This is a genomic window from Streptomyces sp. NPDC055955 (genome assembly GCF_042270245.1).
In the GTDB taxonomy this organism is placed as follows: domain Bacteria; phylum Actinomycetota; class Actinomycetes; order Streptomycetales; family Streptomycetaceae; genus Streptomyces.
Genome location: NZ_JBHJYS010000037.1, coordinates 60,777 through 76,890, shown reverse-complemented (window position 1 = coordinate 76,890; position 16,114 = coordinate 60,777). Strand labels below are relative to the sequence as shown.

The following is a 16,114-nucleotide window of genomic DNA, read 5'->3' as shown; positions in this document are numbered from 1 at the left end:
GGTCAGGGGCGGCGCCGTACGGCGCCGCCCCTGACCCGTTTCGCTCACGCCCCTCCGGCATTCGTGTCACCCGCGCGAGCGCTCACCGGGATCGCCTGCACGGCGACCTAGGATCCGCTGCGTGGCACACACCTTCGACGAACTCGTCGAGAGACAGCAGGCCGCGAACGCGGCACATCACGAGGTCCTCAGACTGCGGGACGGCTACGGACCACCGGGCCTCGAGCCGCGGAGCGAGGCCCAGACCCAGACGTACGAGACGGCCGTGCGCGCCTGGCGCGACCTGGCCCGCGACGTCCAGGAGGCCGTCACCGAGTACGCCAGGGACGAGGGCCTCGCCAGGAGCGACGTCGAGGCGGAGGTGAAGGCGAAGGCGGGTGACGGCGCAGACGGGTGACGGCTCCGGCGCATGGCGCTCTCAGGTGGCGAACACCTGCGAGTCGTCGGCGAACGCCTTGAACTCCAGGGCGTTGCCCGCCGGATCGAGCAGGAACATCGTCCACTGCTCGCCGGGCTCGCCCGCGAAGCGTACGTAGGGCTCGATGACGAACTTCGTGTCCGCGGCGCGGAGCCGCTCGGCGAGCTTCCGGAAAGCGGGGATCGCGAGGATCAGACCGAAGTGCGGTACAGGCACGTCGTGTCCGTCGACGGGGTTGCGGACGTGCTGGGCGCGGGTGGGCGCGAGGTGGGTGACGAACTGGTGGCCGTGGAGATTCCAGTCCACCCATGTGTCGGCGCTGCGACCCTGCTCGAGGCCGAGCACCTCACCGTAGAAGTGCCGTGCGGCGGCCAGGTCGTCCACGGGCATGGCCAGATGGAACCGCGGGATCGGCGAGTCGAGTTCGGTCATGGGGGCCGGACTCCTTTCGGGAGATCGTTCGGGAGACTGCGCGGTGACGGAGCGCCGGTCACGCTTGCCACGTCGGACGACGTGGGCCTACCCGTGAGCGGCATCGAGGTCACACCGTCGGGGCCGCGATCCGTACGGGCGCCGGATCTTGGCGCGTTTTCGCCGCCCATCGCGCCACCGGCCCGAGCGCGTACGACGCCGCCAGGACCAGGCCGCCGAGCAGCAGCCATCCGGTCGTGCCCATCCCGATCAGCAGCGCGGTGAGCAGCAGCGGGCCCAGCGTGCGGGCGACGGTGACGCCCGTACCGAAGAAGCCCTGGTACTCACCGATGCGTCCGGCCGGGGCGAGGTCGAAGCCGAGCTGCCAGGATCCGGCCGACTGGAGCATCTCGGCGGCGACCAGGAGCACCGATCCCGCGACCAGCGCGGCGACCGCCGCCCAGACCTGGCCGACGGCCGAGGCGGCGAAGACACCGCAGGCCAGCAGCATGAGCGCGCCCGACCGGCGGATGGCGCGGGACGCCGTGGGGAGGCCCGAGACCGAGCGGGCCGTGCGGACCTGGAAGAGCATCACGGCGGCGGTGTTGAGGATGAAGAGCGCGGAGACGAGCCATGTGGGGGCGTCGGTGCGTTCGTTGATCCACAGCGGGAGCCCGAGGCTGAGCAGCGGCATCCGCAGGAGGAGGACGGTGTTGAGGAGGGTCACGGCGGCGTAGGGCCGGTCCCGCAACACTTCGAGCTTCGCTCCGCGGACGGCCGGTGCCGGTGCGACGGCGGGGAGCCGCAGCAGGACGAGCGCGCACAGGACGAAGCTCAGGGCATCCATCGCGAAGACCGTGAGGTACGCCGGCCTCGTCCCCGCGGACAGCGCGAGACCGCCGAGCGCCGCTCCGACCGCCAGACCCGCGTTGAGCGTCGACTGCAGGTGGGCGAGCGCGCCTGTGCGGTCCTCCTGGGCCACGAGACCGGCGAGCAGCGCCTGACGTGCGGCCGCGAGTCCCGACTGCGCGCTCGCGTAGAGGCAGGCGGCCACGAGGAAGGGAAGGAAGTCGCGCACGGCGAGGAAGGAGGCGACCGCTGCGCCGGTGGCGAGGGCGAGCAGGACCGCTGTTCCGCGCGGGCCCCGTCGGTCCGCGATCCTGCCGAGCGGCACCCCGACGAGCGAGCCGACGGCCCAGGCGACGGTGAGGCCGAGGCCGATCCTGGCGGGCGCGAGGCCGACGACGTGAGTGAAGTAGAGCGCCGAGGTGACGTAGTAGGCGCCGTCGCCGAGCGAGTTGCTCAACTGGGCCAGGGCGAGGGTGCGTTGAGGTCCGGAGGGCGGCAGGAGGTTCGGCATGCCATGGACGCTACGCGCCTGGCGGCCCATTCATGTGGGGCAATTCATGGCCGTGCGCTTGGGCCATTCAATGGGCGCACCGCCTGGCCGGAAACCGTCGTAGACTCGAACACATGTCCGAACTGCCATCCGATCTGCCCAGGCTCCGCACGCTGGAGACATGGCTCGTGCTGTCCCTGGACAGGGTGCGCCGCAAGATCGCGGAAGCGGAGCGGCACGAAGCCGAGAAGCAGCGCGGCGAACAGGACCGGCCGCCGGCCCCCGACTGGCTGATCGAGATGGGGCTCGGCGGACGCGCGCCCGTCTACGTGCACGTCGGCGGCTGCCACATGGCGGGCAAACGGTCGCGAGGCGTCACGGACGACCAGGCGCGCCGCGCACTGTGGGAACAGGTGCCGGCCTGCCCGCACTGCAACCCCGACGGAGTCCTCGGAGTGCTGGACTGACCCGCCGGCGGGCGGCCGTCAGCGGGCCGGCGCCGAGGCGGCCTCCGGGTGATCCGCCGCCCAGGACGCGAGGATGCGCAGCCCCTCAATGGTGGCGTGCCGGCCTCGGCAGTCCGGACCACGCGCTGCTGGTCGGGGTCGATGCTCGCCGTCAGGGTGCGCCAGTCGAGCGTGAGGTCACCGGCGACGGGACGGTGGAGCACCTTGGTCCCCACCCGCAGCATGGCGACGTGGTGGGCGGCCCACCACTGGCGGAAGTGCGGGTCCCCTGCGAGCCGATCGCACTTCGGGCGGGACGCCACGGTCGCATTTCAGACGGGAGAAACGGGCCGCACCGCTTCGAGTGACATCTCCCGTGCGGGCACCGGCCGTTGAGCCCAGCGGACGGCGAAGGGGACCGCCAGTCCGGTGACCGTGAACAGGGCGCCGACGACGTACCAGCCGGGCCGGCCCCACGTGATGCAGAGCGTGATCAGCAGGCTGGGGCCGAGCGCGTCCGCCAGGCCCGCACCCAGACCGAACACGCCGAGGTACTGGCCGGTGGCCCGCTCGGGCGCGAGGGCGAAGGACACCTCGAACCCCGCGGCGGAGTGCCACAGTTCACCGATCGTGTGGACCACCACCGCGACCATGAGGAGCGTCACGGCGGCCCACGCCGGGACGCCCGCGGACAGCGAGATCAGCGAACAGGAGACGAGGAACACCACGCCTGCCCGCCGGTACGCGCCGCCACCGGCCGCCGGGGACTTGATGGCGCGGCCGGCCCGCACCTGAAAGGCGATGACGATGACGGTGTTGACGAGCATCGTGCCGGAGATGAGCCAGTGCGGTGCACTCGTGGCCACGACCAGCCAGAGCGGAATGGCCACGGTGAGCACCTTGAACTGGATCGCCATGACGCCGTCCAGTGCCGTGAGAAGGAGGTAGGGCCGGTCCCGCAGCGCGATCCAGCGGGGGCCGACGGCCGTGGGTTCCGGAGCGACCGGCGGCAGGAAGAGCAGAAGGGCCGCGGAGGCGCCGAAGGCGATCGCATTGCCGATGACCAGGAGCTGGTACGCGGTGTGGGTGCCCACTTGGAGGGCCCAGCCCGCCAGCAGCGCGCCGAGGGAGATGCCGATGTTGGTGACGGCCCGGAGACAGGCACGGAACTCCTGCGGCCGGTCCCCGCCGAAGTGCCTGATGAGCGGGCTGCGCGCGGCCCGCCCCGCCGCTTGCGCCCCGGTCGCCGCGCAGACGGCCAGGACAAACGGCCAGAAGCTGCCCACCAGGCAGAAGCCCGCCGTCGCCAGCGCCTGCACGACGATGGTCGCCGCGTAGACGCCACGCGCCCCGCGCCTGTCCGCGAGATGGCCCGCGGCGACACCCGTGGCGAGCGAGGCGAAGCCGGCGACACCGAGCCCGAGTCCCACCTGCGTCGCGGGGAGACGGACGTCCTGGGTGAAGTACAGGACACCGGCGGTCAGATAGAGGCCGCTGCCGACGGTGTTGACGAGGTTCGATGCGGCGATGACGCGTCGGGGTCCCGCTTCGGGTATCAGCTGGGGCATGACGGGCATGTCGTGGCTCCGCGTCCTGGGGTCAGACAGTAAGGAGCCGAACAGCTTGTTGCACATTACTTGCAAGAGCAAGAGAGTTGCTGGGATTGCACCATGCCGTCGACGAAGACCACTGGGGGTGCTCGCCGCACAACCTCCACGGGAGCCCACACGCAGAGCGAGCCCCGCCCGGCCGGGGGGGGTGGGCCGAGCGGGGCTCTGCCTCTATCTTCCAGCAAAAAAGCCCGGCCACCGGATACACGCGCCCAGCATTCGGATGACCCTGCGCCTATGGATGTCACCCCGTTCGCCGCGCACCGCCCCTCACCCACGAGCGGAAGCAGGGCGACGACACGCGGACAGAGACCCGGCCTCGCGGACTCCGCAGGGAAGTCGTCGAGTTCCCGCACCGACCGGGCGCCGGACGCCGAGATGCAGCGCGACGACTCGGCGGCGGGCGGCGGATTCGACGCCACGGGTCTGGCGCGGCGCCGTGGAGCATGAATGACAACACGAGCCCGGCACCGCATCCACCCATCGGTCAGCGCCTCGCAGGGCACGCGGAATTGGGCGCGACCGCACCCTTGCCTCCGGACCACCCGGCTCATATAACGTTGTAAAGCACACGCGACGAAGCACCGCTTCCACACCTGCGGTCCGCGCGGCTGCGCGTCGAGGCCGCGAACAAGAGCGCCGAGCGCTACCTTCTCTGACAATCCGTCAGCAACACCACGAGGCCCCTCCGTGTTCGGCAACAGCGCCCGCGAGGGGTGACAACGTTATCAATTGCCTTGCAGCCGTGGGCTGTCGGGCAGAAGGCGAGATCCCCGCATGACTTCGACCTTCCCCTCCCCCTTCCCCTCCTCCCCCGACGGGAGAAGCCTCAGCCGCCGCGGCGTCCTGCGCGGTTCCGCCCTGCTCGGCGCCACCGCCGCGACCTCCGGGCTGCTCGGCTCCCCGCTCGCCGGGGCCGCCACGAGGCCCGCCGCGCGTCCGGGCGGACGCCAGCTGCCCCCGGCGGACCGCGCGAAGGCGGCCCAGGTGCGCGCCGAGTTCCTCCATGGCTGGAACGGCTACAAGAAGGCCGCCTGGGGGCACGACGAGGTCAGGCCCGTGTCCGGCGCGAGCAGCGAGTTCTTCGTCCCGGGCCACCCCGTCGCGCTGTCGGTGATCGAGGCTCTGGACACGCTCTACGTGATGGAACTCGACGACGAGCTGAAGTCGAGCTGCGACTACCTGGAGAAGCATCTCGACCTCGACATCGACGGCGACTTCCATGTCTTCGAGGCGATCATCCGCGTGGTCGGCGGCCTGCTGTCCGGCTATCTGGTGACCCGCAGGCCGCGACTCCTGGAGCTCACCCGAGAGGCGGCGGACCGGCTGCTCCCGGCGTTCACGAAGTCACCGACCGGCATCCCGTACACGCAGGTCAACATGCGGACAGGTGCCGTCTCGGGGAACACGCCACCGCTGGCCGAAGTGGGCACGAACATCCTCGAGTTCGGGATGCTCTCGCAGCTGACGGGCGACCAGAAGTACTACCAGGCAGCGAAGAAGGCCTATCGCGAGACGATGCGACGGATCTCTCCGCTCGGCCTGCTCGGTACGTCGCTGAACGTCGAGACCGGGAAGTGGGCCGACGGCACCGACACGGCTCCGAACCCGCCGGTGGACTCGTTCTACGAGTACCTGTGGGGCGGCTGGGAGCTGTTCGGTGACCGGGATCTGCTCAACTGGTACCGCGAGACCACGCGCGCGATCCTGCGGCGCCAGTCGGTGACCGTCGACGGTCATCTGTGGTTCCGCCAGGTCGACATGAACACGGGAAAGACCACCGGGACACGCGCCTCGGAGCTCGCCTCGTTCTACGGCGGCCTTCTCGCGATGGGCGGCGACCAGCCGCAGGGTGAGGCGTACCACCGGTCCTGGTCTGCGGTGATGCACCGCTATCCCGTCCTGCCCGAGGAGATCGACTACACCGACTTCTCGGCGACGCAGAAGGGCAATCAGCTCAGGCCGGAGTACGTGAACTCCGCGTTCAACCTCTTCCAATTGAACGGCCGGCAGGAGTGGCGCGACACCGCGTGGACGTACTTCCAGGGGATGAAGAACCTTCGCGTCGACGGCGGTTACACCATCGCGTCGGACGTGACCGTCTCGCCGATGGCGCTCGGAGACCTGACCCCCGCGTACTGGTTCGCCGAGAACATGAAGTACCTCTACCTCATCTTCGCCGCCGCCCCGCGCTACGACTACCGGACCGGCTATCTCTCGACCGAGGGCAAGCTGCTGCGCGGCGTGCGCTGATCACGGCCGGCCCCTCGCAGTGACCGAGGGTCATCTTGTCATGACCCTGGACAGCGCACCTGAGGGCATGCTGTCATGCCAACTGCCCACTCCTTCCAACGTTGTACAAACGCAGGCGACGAGCCGCCCCCCTTCCTCAGTCAAGGAGGATTCGTGCGCACCAAACGACTCAGAGGCCGACTGGCCATGCTGCTGGCCGCGGGACTCGGCCTCGCGGCACTCACCGTGTCGCCGTCGGCGACAGCGGCCGACGACCCGGTCGAACCCCACGGCCTGAAGGGCGAGTACTACACCCAGTCCGCCTCCGGAGCCTTCGACTTCGCCGAGCTCAAGGCCACCGGCTTCGACCCGAAACTCGACTTCGACACCCTGGAGCCGCGGCTGCGGACGGCCACCGGCCAGGCCGACGACGCCAGTGTGCGCTGGACGGGCAAGGTCGTACCGGAGAAGACCGGCGCGACAACGTTTTCCATCATCGGCGACAACGGCTTCCGGCTCTGGGTCGACGGCAAGCTCGCCATCGACCACTGGGTCGACGACTGGGACAAGGAACAGACCTCCCAGCCGGTCGAGTTGACGGCCGGCAAGGCGTACGACATCAAGGTCGAGTACTTCGAGCACTTCGGCGGCTCGAACCTCCATCTGCGCTGGACCGAGCCGGGCGAGGCCAAGGAGGCGATCCCCTCCTCCGCGTTCCGACTGCCCGACGGCTGGGACTACGACGGGGCGATATCCACGACCGTCCTCAAGGACGGCCGTACCCTCAAGCTCGACTTCGCGCAGTCCCTCGCGACTCCGCCGGCGGGCCTCGCCGATCACCTCCAGGCCGTGATCGGCGGCGCCCAGTGGCCGCTCTCCACGATCAAGGCCGACCCGGCCGACCCCCGCACCCTGCTCGTCGGGCTCAAGGAGCCGGTCGTAGGCAAGAAGGGCGGCGGCGCGTCCGGCCAGGCCGATGTCACCTACGACGGCAAGGGCGGGCTGACCAGCACCGGAGCCAAGGCCGTCGGCCAGTTCTGGAGCAGCGGCCCGAACGACTCCGAGTACGAGCTGAGCACCAAGTGGGCGGACGAGGTGGGCCCGAAGAACGCCCACCCCGAGTACCCGCGCCCGCAGCTCACCCGGGACGCCTGGCAGAACCTCAATGGCGAGTGGCAGTTCGCCGCGGCGAAGTCCGGTGACAAGCCGCCGGTCGGCAAGCAGCTCGACGAGAAGATCCTCGTGCCCTACCCGGTCGAGTCGCAGCTCTCCGGCATCGAGCGCCACGAGGACCGCATGTGGTACCGCCGCACCTTCACGGTCCCCAAGGGCTGGAAGGTCGGTGACGGCAAGCGCCTCCAGCTGAACTTCGGCGCCGTCGACTGGCAGTCCGAGGTGTATGTCAACGGCAAGAAGGTCGCCGACCACAAGGGCGGCTACGACAAGTTCAGCGCCGACATCACGGACGCGCTGAAGCCGGGGCGCACCCAGGAGCTGATCGTCGGTGTCTACGACCCGACGGACGCGCAGGGCGGCGAGAACCCGCCGGTCGGCAAGCAGCGCCTCGACCCGAGCGGCATCTGGTACACCCCCTCCTCCGGCATCTGGCAGACCGTGTGGATGGAGCCGGTCGCGGCCGATCACGCCGCCGACCTCAAGATCACCCCGGACGTCAAGGCGGGCACGGCCACCGTCGAGGCCAAGGGCGTACGGGACGGCGTGCCGGTCACGGCGACGGCGTACGACGGCAAGCGCAGGGTCGCCACGGCGAGCGGGGTCACCGGCGGGCCGCTGACCCTGAAGATCGACAAGGCGCATCTGTGGTCGCCCGACGACCCGTTCCTCTACGACCTCAAGGTGAACGTCGGCAAGGACAGCGTCGGCAGCTACTTCGGGATGCGCTCCATCTCCGTGGAGAAGGTGAACGGCACGCCGCGCACCCTCCTCAACGGCAAGCCCGTCTTCATGATGGCAACGCTCGACCAGGGCTTCTGGCCCGACGGGCTGCACACCGCGCCGACCGACGAGGCGCTGGCCTACGACCTGAAGATGCACAAGCAGATGGGCTTCAACTCGGTCCGCAAGCACATCAAGGTCGAACCCGACCGCTGGTTCTACTGGGCGGACAAGCTCGGTCTGATGGTGTGGCAGGACATGCCGGCCATGAGCGCGGCGCCGGACGCGGCCGCGCGCGCCGAGTACGAGCGCGAGATGAAGACGATGATCGACCAGCACAGCAGCCACCCCTCGGTGGTCATGTGGGTCACCTTCAACGAGGGCTGGGGCCAGTACGACGTGGGCCGCATCGCCGAGCAGGCCAAGGCCTGGGACCCGACGCGGCTGGTCAACAACATGTCGGGCCTCAACCTCGGGCAGGACGGCGGGACCGGCGACATCATGGACGAGCACGGCTACCCGAGCCCGGCCCTGCCGCCGCACCCCGACGGCAAGCGCGCCCTGGTCAGCGGCGAGTACGGCGGCCTCGGCCTCGCGGTGCCCGGCCACGCCTGGGCGGTGCAGCAGTCGTACGTGGACGTCGACCCGGCGAAGTACACGGACGACTACCTCGCACGGCTCGCCGAGGTGCACAAACTGGCGTGCCAGGGCAGCAACGGCGCCGTGTACACGCAGATCTCGGACGTCGAGGGTGAGCTCAACGGCCTGATGACGTACGACCGCAAGATCGTCAAGCCGGATGTGAAGCGGGTGAAGGCGGCGCAGGACGCGCTGATCCGCGACGCCTCGCAGGCGACCGTGGCCGGCTGCTCCGGCAGCTGAGTTCGGTCCGGCATGTGACTCGGTCCCCCTTCCGCCTCGTCGGGCGGAAGGGGGACCGGGGCGCGGCTCGCCCTCCTGGGCGAGCGCAACCGTTCGCATCCCCTCCCCCCATACCCCCCCGAACAGGAGCACCCGCATGCCTGTCAGCAGACGCGCTCTTCTCGGTGCCGGCGCCCTGGGCCTGGGCGCCGCGGCTCTCGGCGGCCCGTTCGCCACGTCCGCGGCGGCGGCTTCACACCCGTCGGCCGGCTCGCTGCTCCCGGACGCGTTACGCAAGCTGCCCTCCGGCAGTGTCACCGCCCGCGGCTGGCTCGCCGGACAGCTGAAACTCCAGCTCGACGGGCTCTGCGGCCGCTACGAGGACCTCTCCCACTTCCTGGAGTTCGACAACACCGGCTGGGTGCACCCCGAGCTCGGCGCATGGGAGGAACTGCCGTACTGGCTGCGCGGCTACGTCCCGCTCGCGGTGGCCACCGGCGACAAGCACGCCCTGGCCCGGTCCGGCGAGTGGATCGACGCGATCCTCGCCACCCAGGAGAGCGACGGCTTCTTCGGCCCGCGCGCCCTGCGGACCGCGCTCAACGGCGGCCCGGACTTCTGGCCCTTCCTGCCGCTCCTGATGGCGTTGCGGACCTACGAGGAGCACACGGGCGACGAGCGCGTCGTCCCGTTCGTCACGCGCTTCCTGCGCTTCATGAACGCGCAGGGGGCCGGAGCCTTCAACTCCAGCTGGGTATCCTTCCGTTGGGGCGACGGACTCGACATCGTGGTGTGGCTGTACCGGCGCACCGGGGAGAAGTTCCTCCTCGATCTGGCGGGCAAGATGCACACCCTCGGGGCGGACTGGACGGGCGGCACGCCCTCGCGCCACAACGTGAACATCGCCCAGGGATTCCGTGAGCCGGCCCAGTACGCACAGCTCACCGGCTCGGCCGAGCTGACCCGGGCCACCTACCGCGGGTATGACGCCGTGATGGGCGCGTACGGCCAGTTCCCCGGCGGCGGCATGGCGGGCGACGAGAACTACCGGCCCGGTTTCGGTGACCCCCGTCAGGGCTTCGAGACCTGCGGCATCGTCGAGTTCATGGCCAGCCATGAACTGCTCACTCGCATCACCGGTGACCCTGTGTGGGCGGACCGCTGCGAGGACCTCGCGTTCAACATGCTGCCCGCCGCACTGGACCCGCAGGGCAAGTCCCTGCACTACATCACCAGCGCCAACAGCATCGACCTGGACAACACCCCGAAGACACAGGGGCAGTTCCAGAATGGCTTCGCCATGCAGTCCCTGCAGCCCGGCGTCGACCAGTACCGCTGCTGCCCGCACAACTACGGCATGGGCTGGCCGTACTTCAACGAGGAGCTGTGGCTCGCGACTCCCGGCGACGGACTCGCCGCCGCCATGTACGCCCCCTGCACGGTCCGTACACGGGTCGCCGGCGGCACCGAGGTGACCATCGTCGAGGAGACCGGCTACCCCTTCACCGAGACCGTCGAGTTCAGGCTCTCCACCCCGAAGCCGGTACGTTTCCCGCTCCGTTTGCGCATCCCTGGGTGGTGCCGCGGGCCCGAGCTGCTCGTCAACGGCAAGCGCCGGGCGGCCGAGGACGGACCGGTCTGGGCCGAGGTGGAGCGCACCTGGCACGACGGGGACGTGGTGACGCTGCGCCTGCCGCAGCGCACTTCCGTACGCCACTGGCCCGACAACGGCGACGCCGTCAGCGTCGACCACGGACCGCTCACCTACTCCCTGAAGATCGGGGAGCAGTACGAGCGCTACGCGGGCGACGACACGTTCCCCCACTACGAGGTGCACGCGACCTCGGCCTGGAACTACGGCCTGACGCCCGACCCCGGGCTCGCGTTCCGGCGCGACGACGGGCCGGTCGGGGACAACCCGTTCACTCACGCGACGACGCCGGTGCACATCACCGCTCGTGCCCGTCGCATCGAGGAGTGGGTCGCGGACGACGAGCACGTCGTCGCGCCCCTGCAGAGCGGACCGGCCCGCAGCGACGCACCTGTCGAGACCGTGACACTCGTCCCGATGGGCGCGGCCCGGCTGCGGATCACGGCGTTTCCCCAGGCCTCGCCCGACGGCAGGCCGTGGACGCCGGAGCCCGCGTTCCGGCGCATCGCCAACAAGCACAGCGGGAAGGTTCTGGCGGTCGACGGCATGTCGACGGAGAACAGCGCCCGCGTCGTCCAGTTCGCCAACTCCGGTACGGGCGACCACGCGTGGCAGCTCGTCGACAAGGGCGACGGCTGGCATCTGATCCGTAACGGCCAGAGCGGCAAGGTCCTCGGGGTCGACGGCATGTCCACGGCGGACAGCGCACACGTCGTCCAGTACGAGGACAACGGCACCGCCGACCACCTGTGGGCGCTCGTCGACAGCGGGGACGGGTGGTACCGGATCCGCAACAAGAACAGCGGCAAGGTGCTCGGCGTGGACGGGATGTCCACAGCGGACAGCGCGCAGGTCGTGCAGTTCGACGACAACGGGACGGACGACCACCTGTGGCGGCTGCTCTGACGTCGTGACCGACCGTGGCGCGTCGGGGGGTGTCCCGGCGCGCCACCGCGTTGGTGTGCGGCGGATCGTGTGCCCGGGGTCCTGTGGGTCAGGGCCGGTGGGCCGGTGGGCCTGTGCATCGGGTCTCTGTTTCTCAGGGGCTGGTGTGCCGAGGCGCATGCGCATCGGGGCCCTGCGTTTCCAGAGGCCGGTGTGCCGGACGGCCCGTGCATCGGGGCCCCGCGTCTCAGAGGCCGACGTGCCGGGCCGCCCGTGCATCCGGCCCTGCGTCTCCAAAGGCCGGTGTGCCGAGGCGCCTGTGCATCGGGGCCCCGCGTCTCCAGAGGCCGGTGCGCCGGGCCGCCCGTGCATCCGGCCCCGCGTCTCCAGAGGCCGACGTGCCGGACGGCCCGCGCATCGGGAGTTCTGCGCGTCGGGCGTCCTGTGCGTCGTGACTCCGGTCGTGTGCCCGGGTCCCGGTCCGGTTCCCCTGCTGGTCCGGCTGCCGGTGCCGGGTAAATCCGTTCCCCTTGCCACCTTTCGCCATGCGGACGTATAACGTTGCAAGCCCGGCTCCAGAGCCTTTGCGCCGGGGCCATGGCTCCGGCGCCGTGCGGGCACGCAACGGTCCCGGCGCCCGGCAGGTCACCGGAAGGAATGTTGTGCGGGTCAGCCTCAAGGACGTCGCCGCGCGTGCGGGCGTGTCGATCAAGACCGTCTCGAATGTGGTGAACAACTACCAGCACGTCACACCCGCGATGCGCGAGCGGGTGCAGCAGGCCATCGACGAGCTCGGCTACCGGCCCAACCTCACCGCGCGGCACCTGCGTCAGGGGCGGACGGGCATCATCGCCCTCGCCCTGCCCGAGCTGGGCAACCCGTATTTCGCCGAGCTCGCGGCCGCGGTGATCGACGCCGCCGCCCTGCACGACTACATCGTGCTCCTGGACCACACGGGCGGCCGGCGCGAGCAAGAGGTGCTGGTCAGCCAGGGTTTCCGCGCCCGCGTCATCGACGGCCTGATCCTCAGCCCCATCGAGCTGGAGGCGGAGGACCTGCGTGAGCGCACGGAGAACGTGCCTCTGGTGCTGCTCGGCGAGCGCGACTACGACCTGCCCTACGACCACATCGCGGTGGACAACGTCGCGGCGGCCCGCACCGCGGTCCGCCATCTCATCGATCTGGGGCGCCGCGAGGTGGCGTTCATCGGCGCCCGCAGTGGCCACAGTCAACCCGCACACCTGCGCGTGCAGGGCTGGCGCGAGGAGCTTCTCTCGGCGGGCCTGTCCGTGGACGACGGGCTGATCGCGACGACCGAGGGATGGGGGCACGCGGACGGCGCGGCGGCGATGACCCGGATCCTGGAGACCGGGCGCCGGCCCGACGCCGTGTTCGCGTACAACGACCCCATCGCCATCGGAGCGATGCGGGTGCTGTCGGAGCGCGGCATGCGCGTGCCCGAGGACGTCGCCGTGGTGGGCTTCGACGACGTCGTCGAGGGGCACTTCGGGGCGGTCACGCTCACCTCCGTCTCACCGGACAAGGAGGCCATCGCGCGCATGGCGGTGGAGTCGGTCCTCGCCCGGCTCAGCGGCCAGGCGCCGGAACCCCGCCGCGTCCGGGCGGACTATCGGCTCATCGCGCGCGAGAGCACGCTGGGGCGGAGCACGCAGGCCGGACGGAGCGTGTAGGCCGGCCGGGCGGCGGAAGTCCCTGTGCCCGCCGCCCGGCACAGGGACTTCCGCCGGAATTCCCGACCGGTCGGCCGCCGACCGACCGCCGGATATCCGAAAGACCTGAGCAGATACCTGTACCGGCCCCTTACAACGTTGTAATCTCCAGGCGTCCGCAGCTGCCGGTCTCCGGCTCCGCCCGCGCCCCGTCGGCTTCGCACGCGTCCGGCGCCGGACAGAGCCCGGCCCTCACCCCCGCGAGGAGCCCATGTCCTTCGCCACCCCCTTCCCGGCACCCTTCGGCGCCACCCCCTCGGGCCTCCCGGTGGAGCGCTGGACTCTGCGCAGTGCGAGCGGAGTCGAGGCCGCCGTACTCACGTACGGCGCCGTACTGCACTCCCTGCGTGTCCCCGGCCCCGAAGGCCGGCCGCCCGCCGAGGTCGTCCTGAGCCTCCCGGACGTGAAGCACTACGCCACCCACGGCGCGTATCTCGGCGCCGTGGTGGGGCGGTTCGCCAACCGCATCGCCGCGGGCACGTTCACCCTGGACGGAACGCGGCACCACATCCCCGGCAACGACCGGGGCAACTCGCTGCACGGCGGAGCCGACGGGTTCGACCGCCGGCTGTGGCGTGCCGAGCCGCGCGAACGGCCGGACGGCGCCGCGAGTGTGCGCCTGTGCCTGGACAGTCCGCACGGCGACCAGGGCTTTCCCGGTTCGCTCCAGGTGTCCGTCACCTACACCCTCGCGTCCGACGGATCCCTGACGCTCGACTACCACGCCGTCACCGACCGCCCCACGCCGGTCAATCTGACGCACCACGCCTACTTCAACCTCGCCGGCGACCCGGACCGAGGGGTGCTCGACCATCTGCTGACGGTGGACGCCGCCGCGTATCTGCCCATCGACGGGACAGGCCTCCCGCTCCCCGGGGCACCCGCACCGGTGGCCGGTTCACCCTTCGACTTCACACGGGCGCGACGGATCGGCGCACGGATCGAGGAGCCCGACGAGCAGCTGGCGCGCGCCGGCGGATACGACCACTGCTGGGTGCTCGACGACCGCGACAGTCCCTCCGGCGAGGGGCGGTCGGGCCTGCGCCGTGCGGCCCGCCTGGAGGACCCCGGCAGCGGGCGCGTGCTTGAGGTACACACCAGCGAGCCGGGCCTCCAGGTCTACGCCGGACAGCAACTCGACGGCGGATTCGGTGACTTGCTGGGGCGCAGGCTGGGCGCCCACTCAGGCCTTTGCCTGGAGACGCAGCACTTTCCCGACTCCCCCAACCGTCCCGACTATCCGAGCACCGTCCTGTGCCCGGGCCAGGCCCTGCGCAGTCGGACCGTGCTCGGCTTCCCGCACCTCACAGCGCCCGCACGTTGACCGCGGTCGCGCGGCCCGCCCGAATCACAGGGCGGTCACGTCCCGCACAAAGGCTTTACACCCTCCTTTCAACGATGTAAAAACTCCTGCGGGGCGGACCAGTCGAAGCTCTCGCCTCGTCGAGCCGCGTACTCGCCGCCCTCGCTGCTCCCTGCCAACCCTCCGTCGCCGCGTCACCCGGATCGGGGTCACCATGAAGCACTTCACCCACCGCCGTCATCTCACCGCCCGCCCTGTGATCGTGGCCCTGGCCGCCGCCATGGCCCTCACCGCCTCCGGCTGCGCCAAGTCCGAGGACGACGCCGCGAACAAGTCCGACTCCTCCGCGTCCGCCGCCGACGCCGGCCAGAAGGTCGTCACGCCGAAGCCCGGCAGCAAGGGCTGCACGATCGACGCGTACGGCGGCAAGAAGCTCGACCTCAAGAACGCCACGGTCGGCTTCTCGCAGTCCGAGAAGGAGGCCAACCCCTTCCGGATCGCGGAGACCGCCTCGATCAAGGCCGAGGCGAGCAAGCGCGGCCTGAAGCTGCTCACCGCCAACGCCCAGTCGCAGTTCTCCAAGCAGATCAGCGATGTGCAGGACCTCCTCGCCAAGGGCGCCGACCTGCTGGTGATCGCCCCGCTCAACTCGGACGGCTGGGAACCGGTGCTGAAGGCCGCCGCGGCCAAGAAGGTGCCCATCATCACCATCGACCGCAAGATCAACGCCACGGCGTGCAAGGACTACGTCAGCTTCATCGCGTCGGACTTCGTCGACCAGGGCAAGCGCGCTGCCGACCAGATGATCGAGGCGACCGGCGGCAAGGGCGAGGTCGCGATCCTGCTCGGCGCCGCGGGGAACAACGTCACCACCGAGCGCACCAAGGGCTTCAAGGACCGCATCAAGGAGAAGGCCCCGGACCTCAAGGTCGTGTTCCAGCAGACCGGCGACTTCGCCCGCGAGAAGGGCCAGCAGGTCACCGAGCAGCTGATCCAGTCCAAGCCCGGCATCAAGGGGATCTACGCCGAGAACGACGAGATGGGCCTCGGTGCGGTCGCCGCGCTCAAGGGCGCCGGCAAGAAGGCCGGTGCCGTGAAGATCGTGACGGTCGACGGAACGCGCAACGCGGTCCAGGGCATCGTCGACGGCTGGATCAGCGGTGTCATCGAGTCCAACCCGCGCTTCGGCCCGCTCGCCTTCCAGACCCTCGACACGTTCACCCAGGGCAAGGAAGTCCCCCAGGACGTCATCATCCAGGACGGGGCCTACGACGCGGAGAACGCCAAGTCGGACATCGGCAAGGCGTTCTGACCAAGCTTCAGACAGGCGGG

At 70.3% G+C, this 16,114-nt stretch carries 12 protein-coding genes and 1 pseudogene; 9 read left to right on the top strand and 4 right to left on the bottom strand.

Annotated elements, in window-relative coordinates:
* Window positions 1-121 precede the first annotated feature (121 nt).
* Window positions 122-397, top strand: coding sequence for a hypothetical protein (locus ACFC96_RS43580; protein ID WP_376253719.1), 276 nt, complete (start codon window positions 122-124; stop codon window positions 395-397).
* Between the two features lie 21 nt (window positions 398-418).
* On the opposite strand, the gene ACFC96_RS43575 is transcribed toward ACFC96_RS43580, so the two are convergent.
* Both ACFC96_RS43575 and ACFC96_RS43570 read right to left on the bottom strand, forming a co-directional pair.
* On the bottom strand, window positions 419-850 hold the full coding sequence (locus tag ACFC96_RS43575; RefSeq protein ID WP_376618094.1) for a VOC family protein: 432 nt from the start codon (window positions 848-850) through the stop codon (window positions 419-421).
* 109 nt (window positions 851-959) lie between these two features.
* The gene (locus tag ACFC96_RS43570; RefSeq protein WP_376618092.1) at window positions 960-2,189 is read right to left on the bottom strand and encodes an MFS transporter; all 1,230 of its coding nucleotides are present in this window, start codon (window positions 2,187-2,189) and stop codon (window positions 960-962) included.
* Window positions 2,190-2,302: 113 nt separating this feature from the next.
* On the opposite strand from ACFC96_RS43570, the gene ACFC96_RS43565 reads away from it, so the two are divergent.
* Window positions 2,303-2,635, top strand: coding sequence for a DUF6233 domain-containing protein (locus tag ACFC96_RS43565; protein ID WP_376618090.1), 333 nt, complete (start codon window positions 2,303-2,305; stop codon window positions 2,633-2,635).
* A gap of 152 nt (window positions 2,636-2,787) precedes the next feature.
* Here the strand turns inward: ACFC96_RS43565 and ACFC96_RS43560 are convergent.
* Together ACFC96_RS43560 and ACFC96_RS43555 are read right to left on the bottom strand one after the other, a co-directional pair.
* Window positions 2,788-2,859, bottom strand: a pseudogene (locus ACFC96_RS43560) (hypothetical protein); the annotation flags it as partial.
* A gap of 87 nt (window positions 2,860-2,946) precedes the next feature.
* Window positions 2,947-4,191, bottom strand: a complete 1,245-nt coding sequence (locus ACFC96_RS43555; RefSeq protein ID WP_376618088.1) for an MFS transporter — start codon at window positions 4,189-4,191, stop codon at window positions 2,947-2,949.
* Between the two features lie 270 nt (window positions 4,192-4,461).
* Here ACFC96_RS43555 and ACFC96_RS43550 point away from each other — a divergent pair, with 270 nt between their 5' ends.
* The 7 genes from ACFC96_RS43550 (at window position 4,462) to ACFC96_RS43520 (ending at window position 16,094) form a co-directional block, all read left to right on the top strand.
* A complete protein-coding gene (locus ACFC96_RS43550; RefSeq protein ID WP_376618086.1) occupies window positions 4,462-4,674 on the top strand; it encodes a hypothetical protein in 213 nt (70 codons plus the stop codon).
* Between the two features lie 327 nt (window positions 4,675-5,001).
* Entirely contained in the window at window positions 5,002-6,477 is a 1,476-nt protein-coding gene (locus ACFC96_RS43545; RefSeq protein ID WP_376618084.1) for a glycoside hydrolase family 47 protein, read from the top strand.
* Between the two features lie 153 nt (window positions 6,478-6,630).
* Window positions 6,631-9,234 carry a PA14 domain-containing protein gene (locus ACFC96_RS43540; RefSeq protein WP_376618082.1) on the top strand — a complete coding sequence of 868 codons (2,604 nt, stop codon included), beginning with the start codon at window positions 6,631-6,633 and terminating at the stop codon, window positions 9,232-9,234.
* A gap of 136 nt (window positions 9,235-9,370) precedes the next feature.
* On the top strand, window positions 9,371-11,770 hold the full coding sequence (locus tag ACFC96_RS43535; RefSeq protein WP_376618080.1) for a beta-L-arabinofuranosidase domain-containing protein: 2,400 nt from the start codon (window positions 9,371-9,373) through the stop codon (window positions 11,768-11,770).
* 641 nt (window positions 11,771-12,411) lie between these two features.
* On the top strand, window positions 12,412-13,440 hold the full coding sequence (locus ACFC96_RS43530; RefSeq protein ID WP_376253698.1) for a LacI family DNA-binding transcriptional regulator: 1,029 nt from the start codon (window positions 12,412-12,414) through the stop codon (window positions 13,438-13,440).
* A gap of 250 nt (window positions 13,441-13,690) precedes the next feature.
* Window positions 13,691-14,803, top strand: a complete 1,113-nt coding sequence (locus ACFC96_RS43525) for an aldose epimerase family protein (protein WP_376618078.1) — start codon at window positions 13,691-13,693, stop codon at window positions 14,801-14,803.
* A 193-nt stretch (window positions 14,804-14,996) separates the two neighbouring features.
* Window positions 14,997-16,094, top strand: a complete 1,098-nt coding sequence (locus ACFC96_RS43520) for an ABC transporter substrate-binding protein (RefSeq protein WP_376618076.1) — start codon at window positions 14,997-14,999, stop codon at window positions 16,092-16,094.
* Window positions 16,095-16,114: the final 20 nt, after the last annotated feature.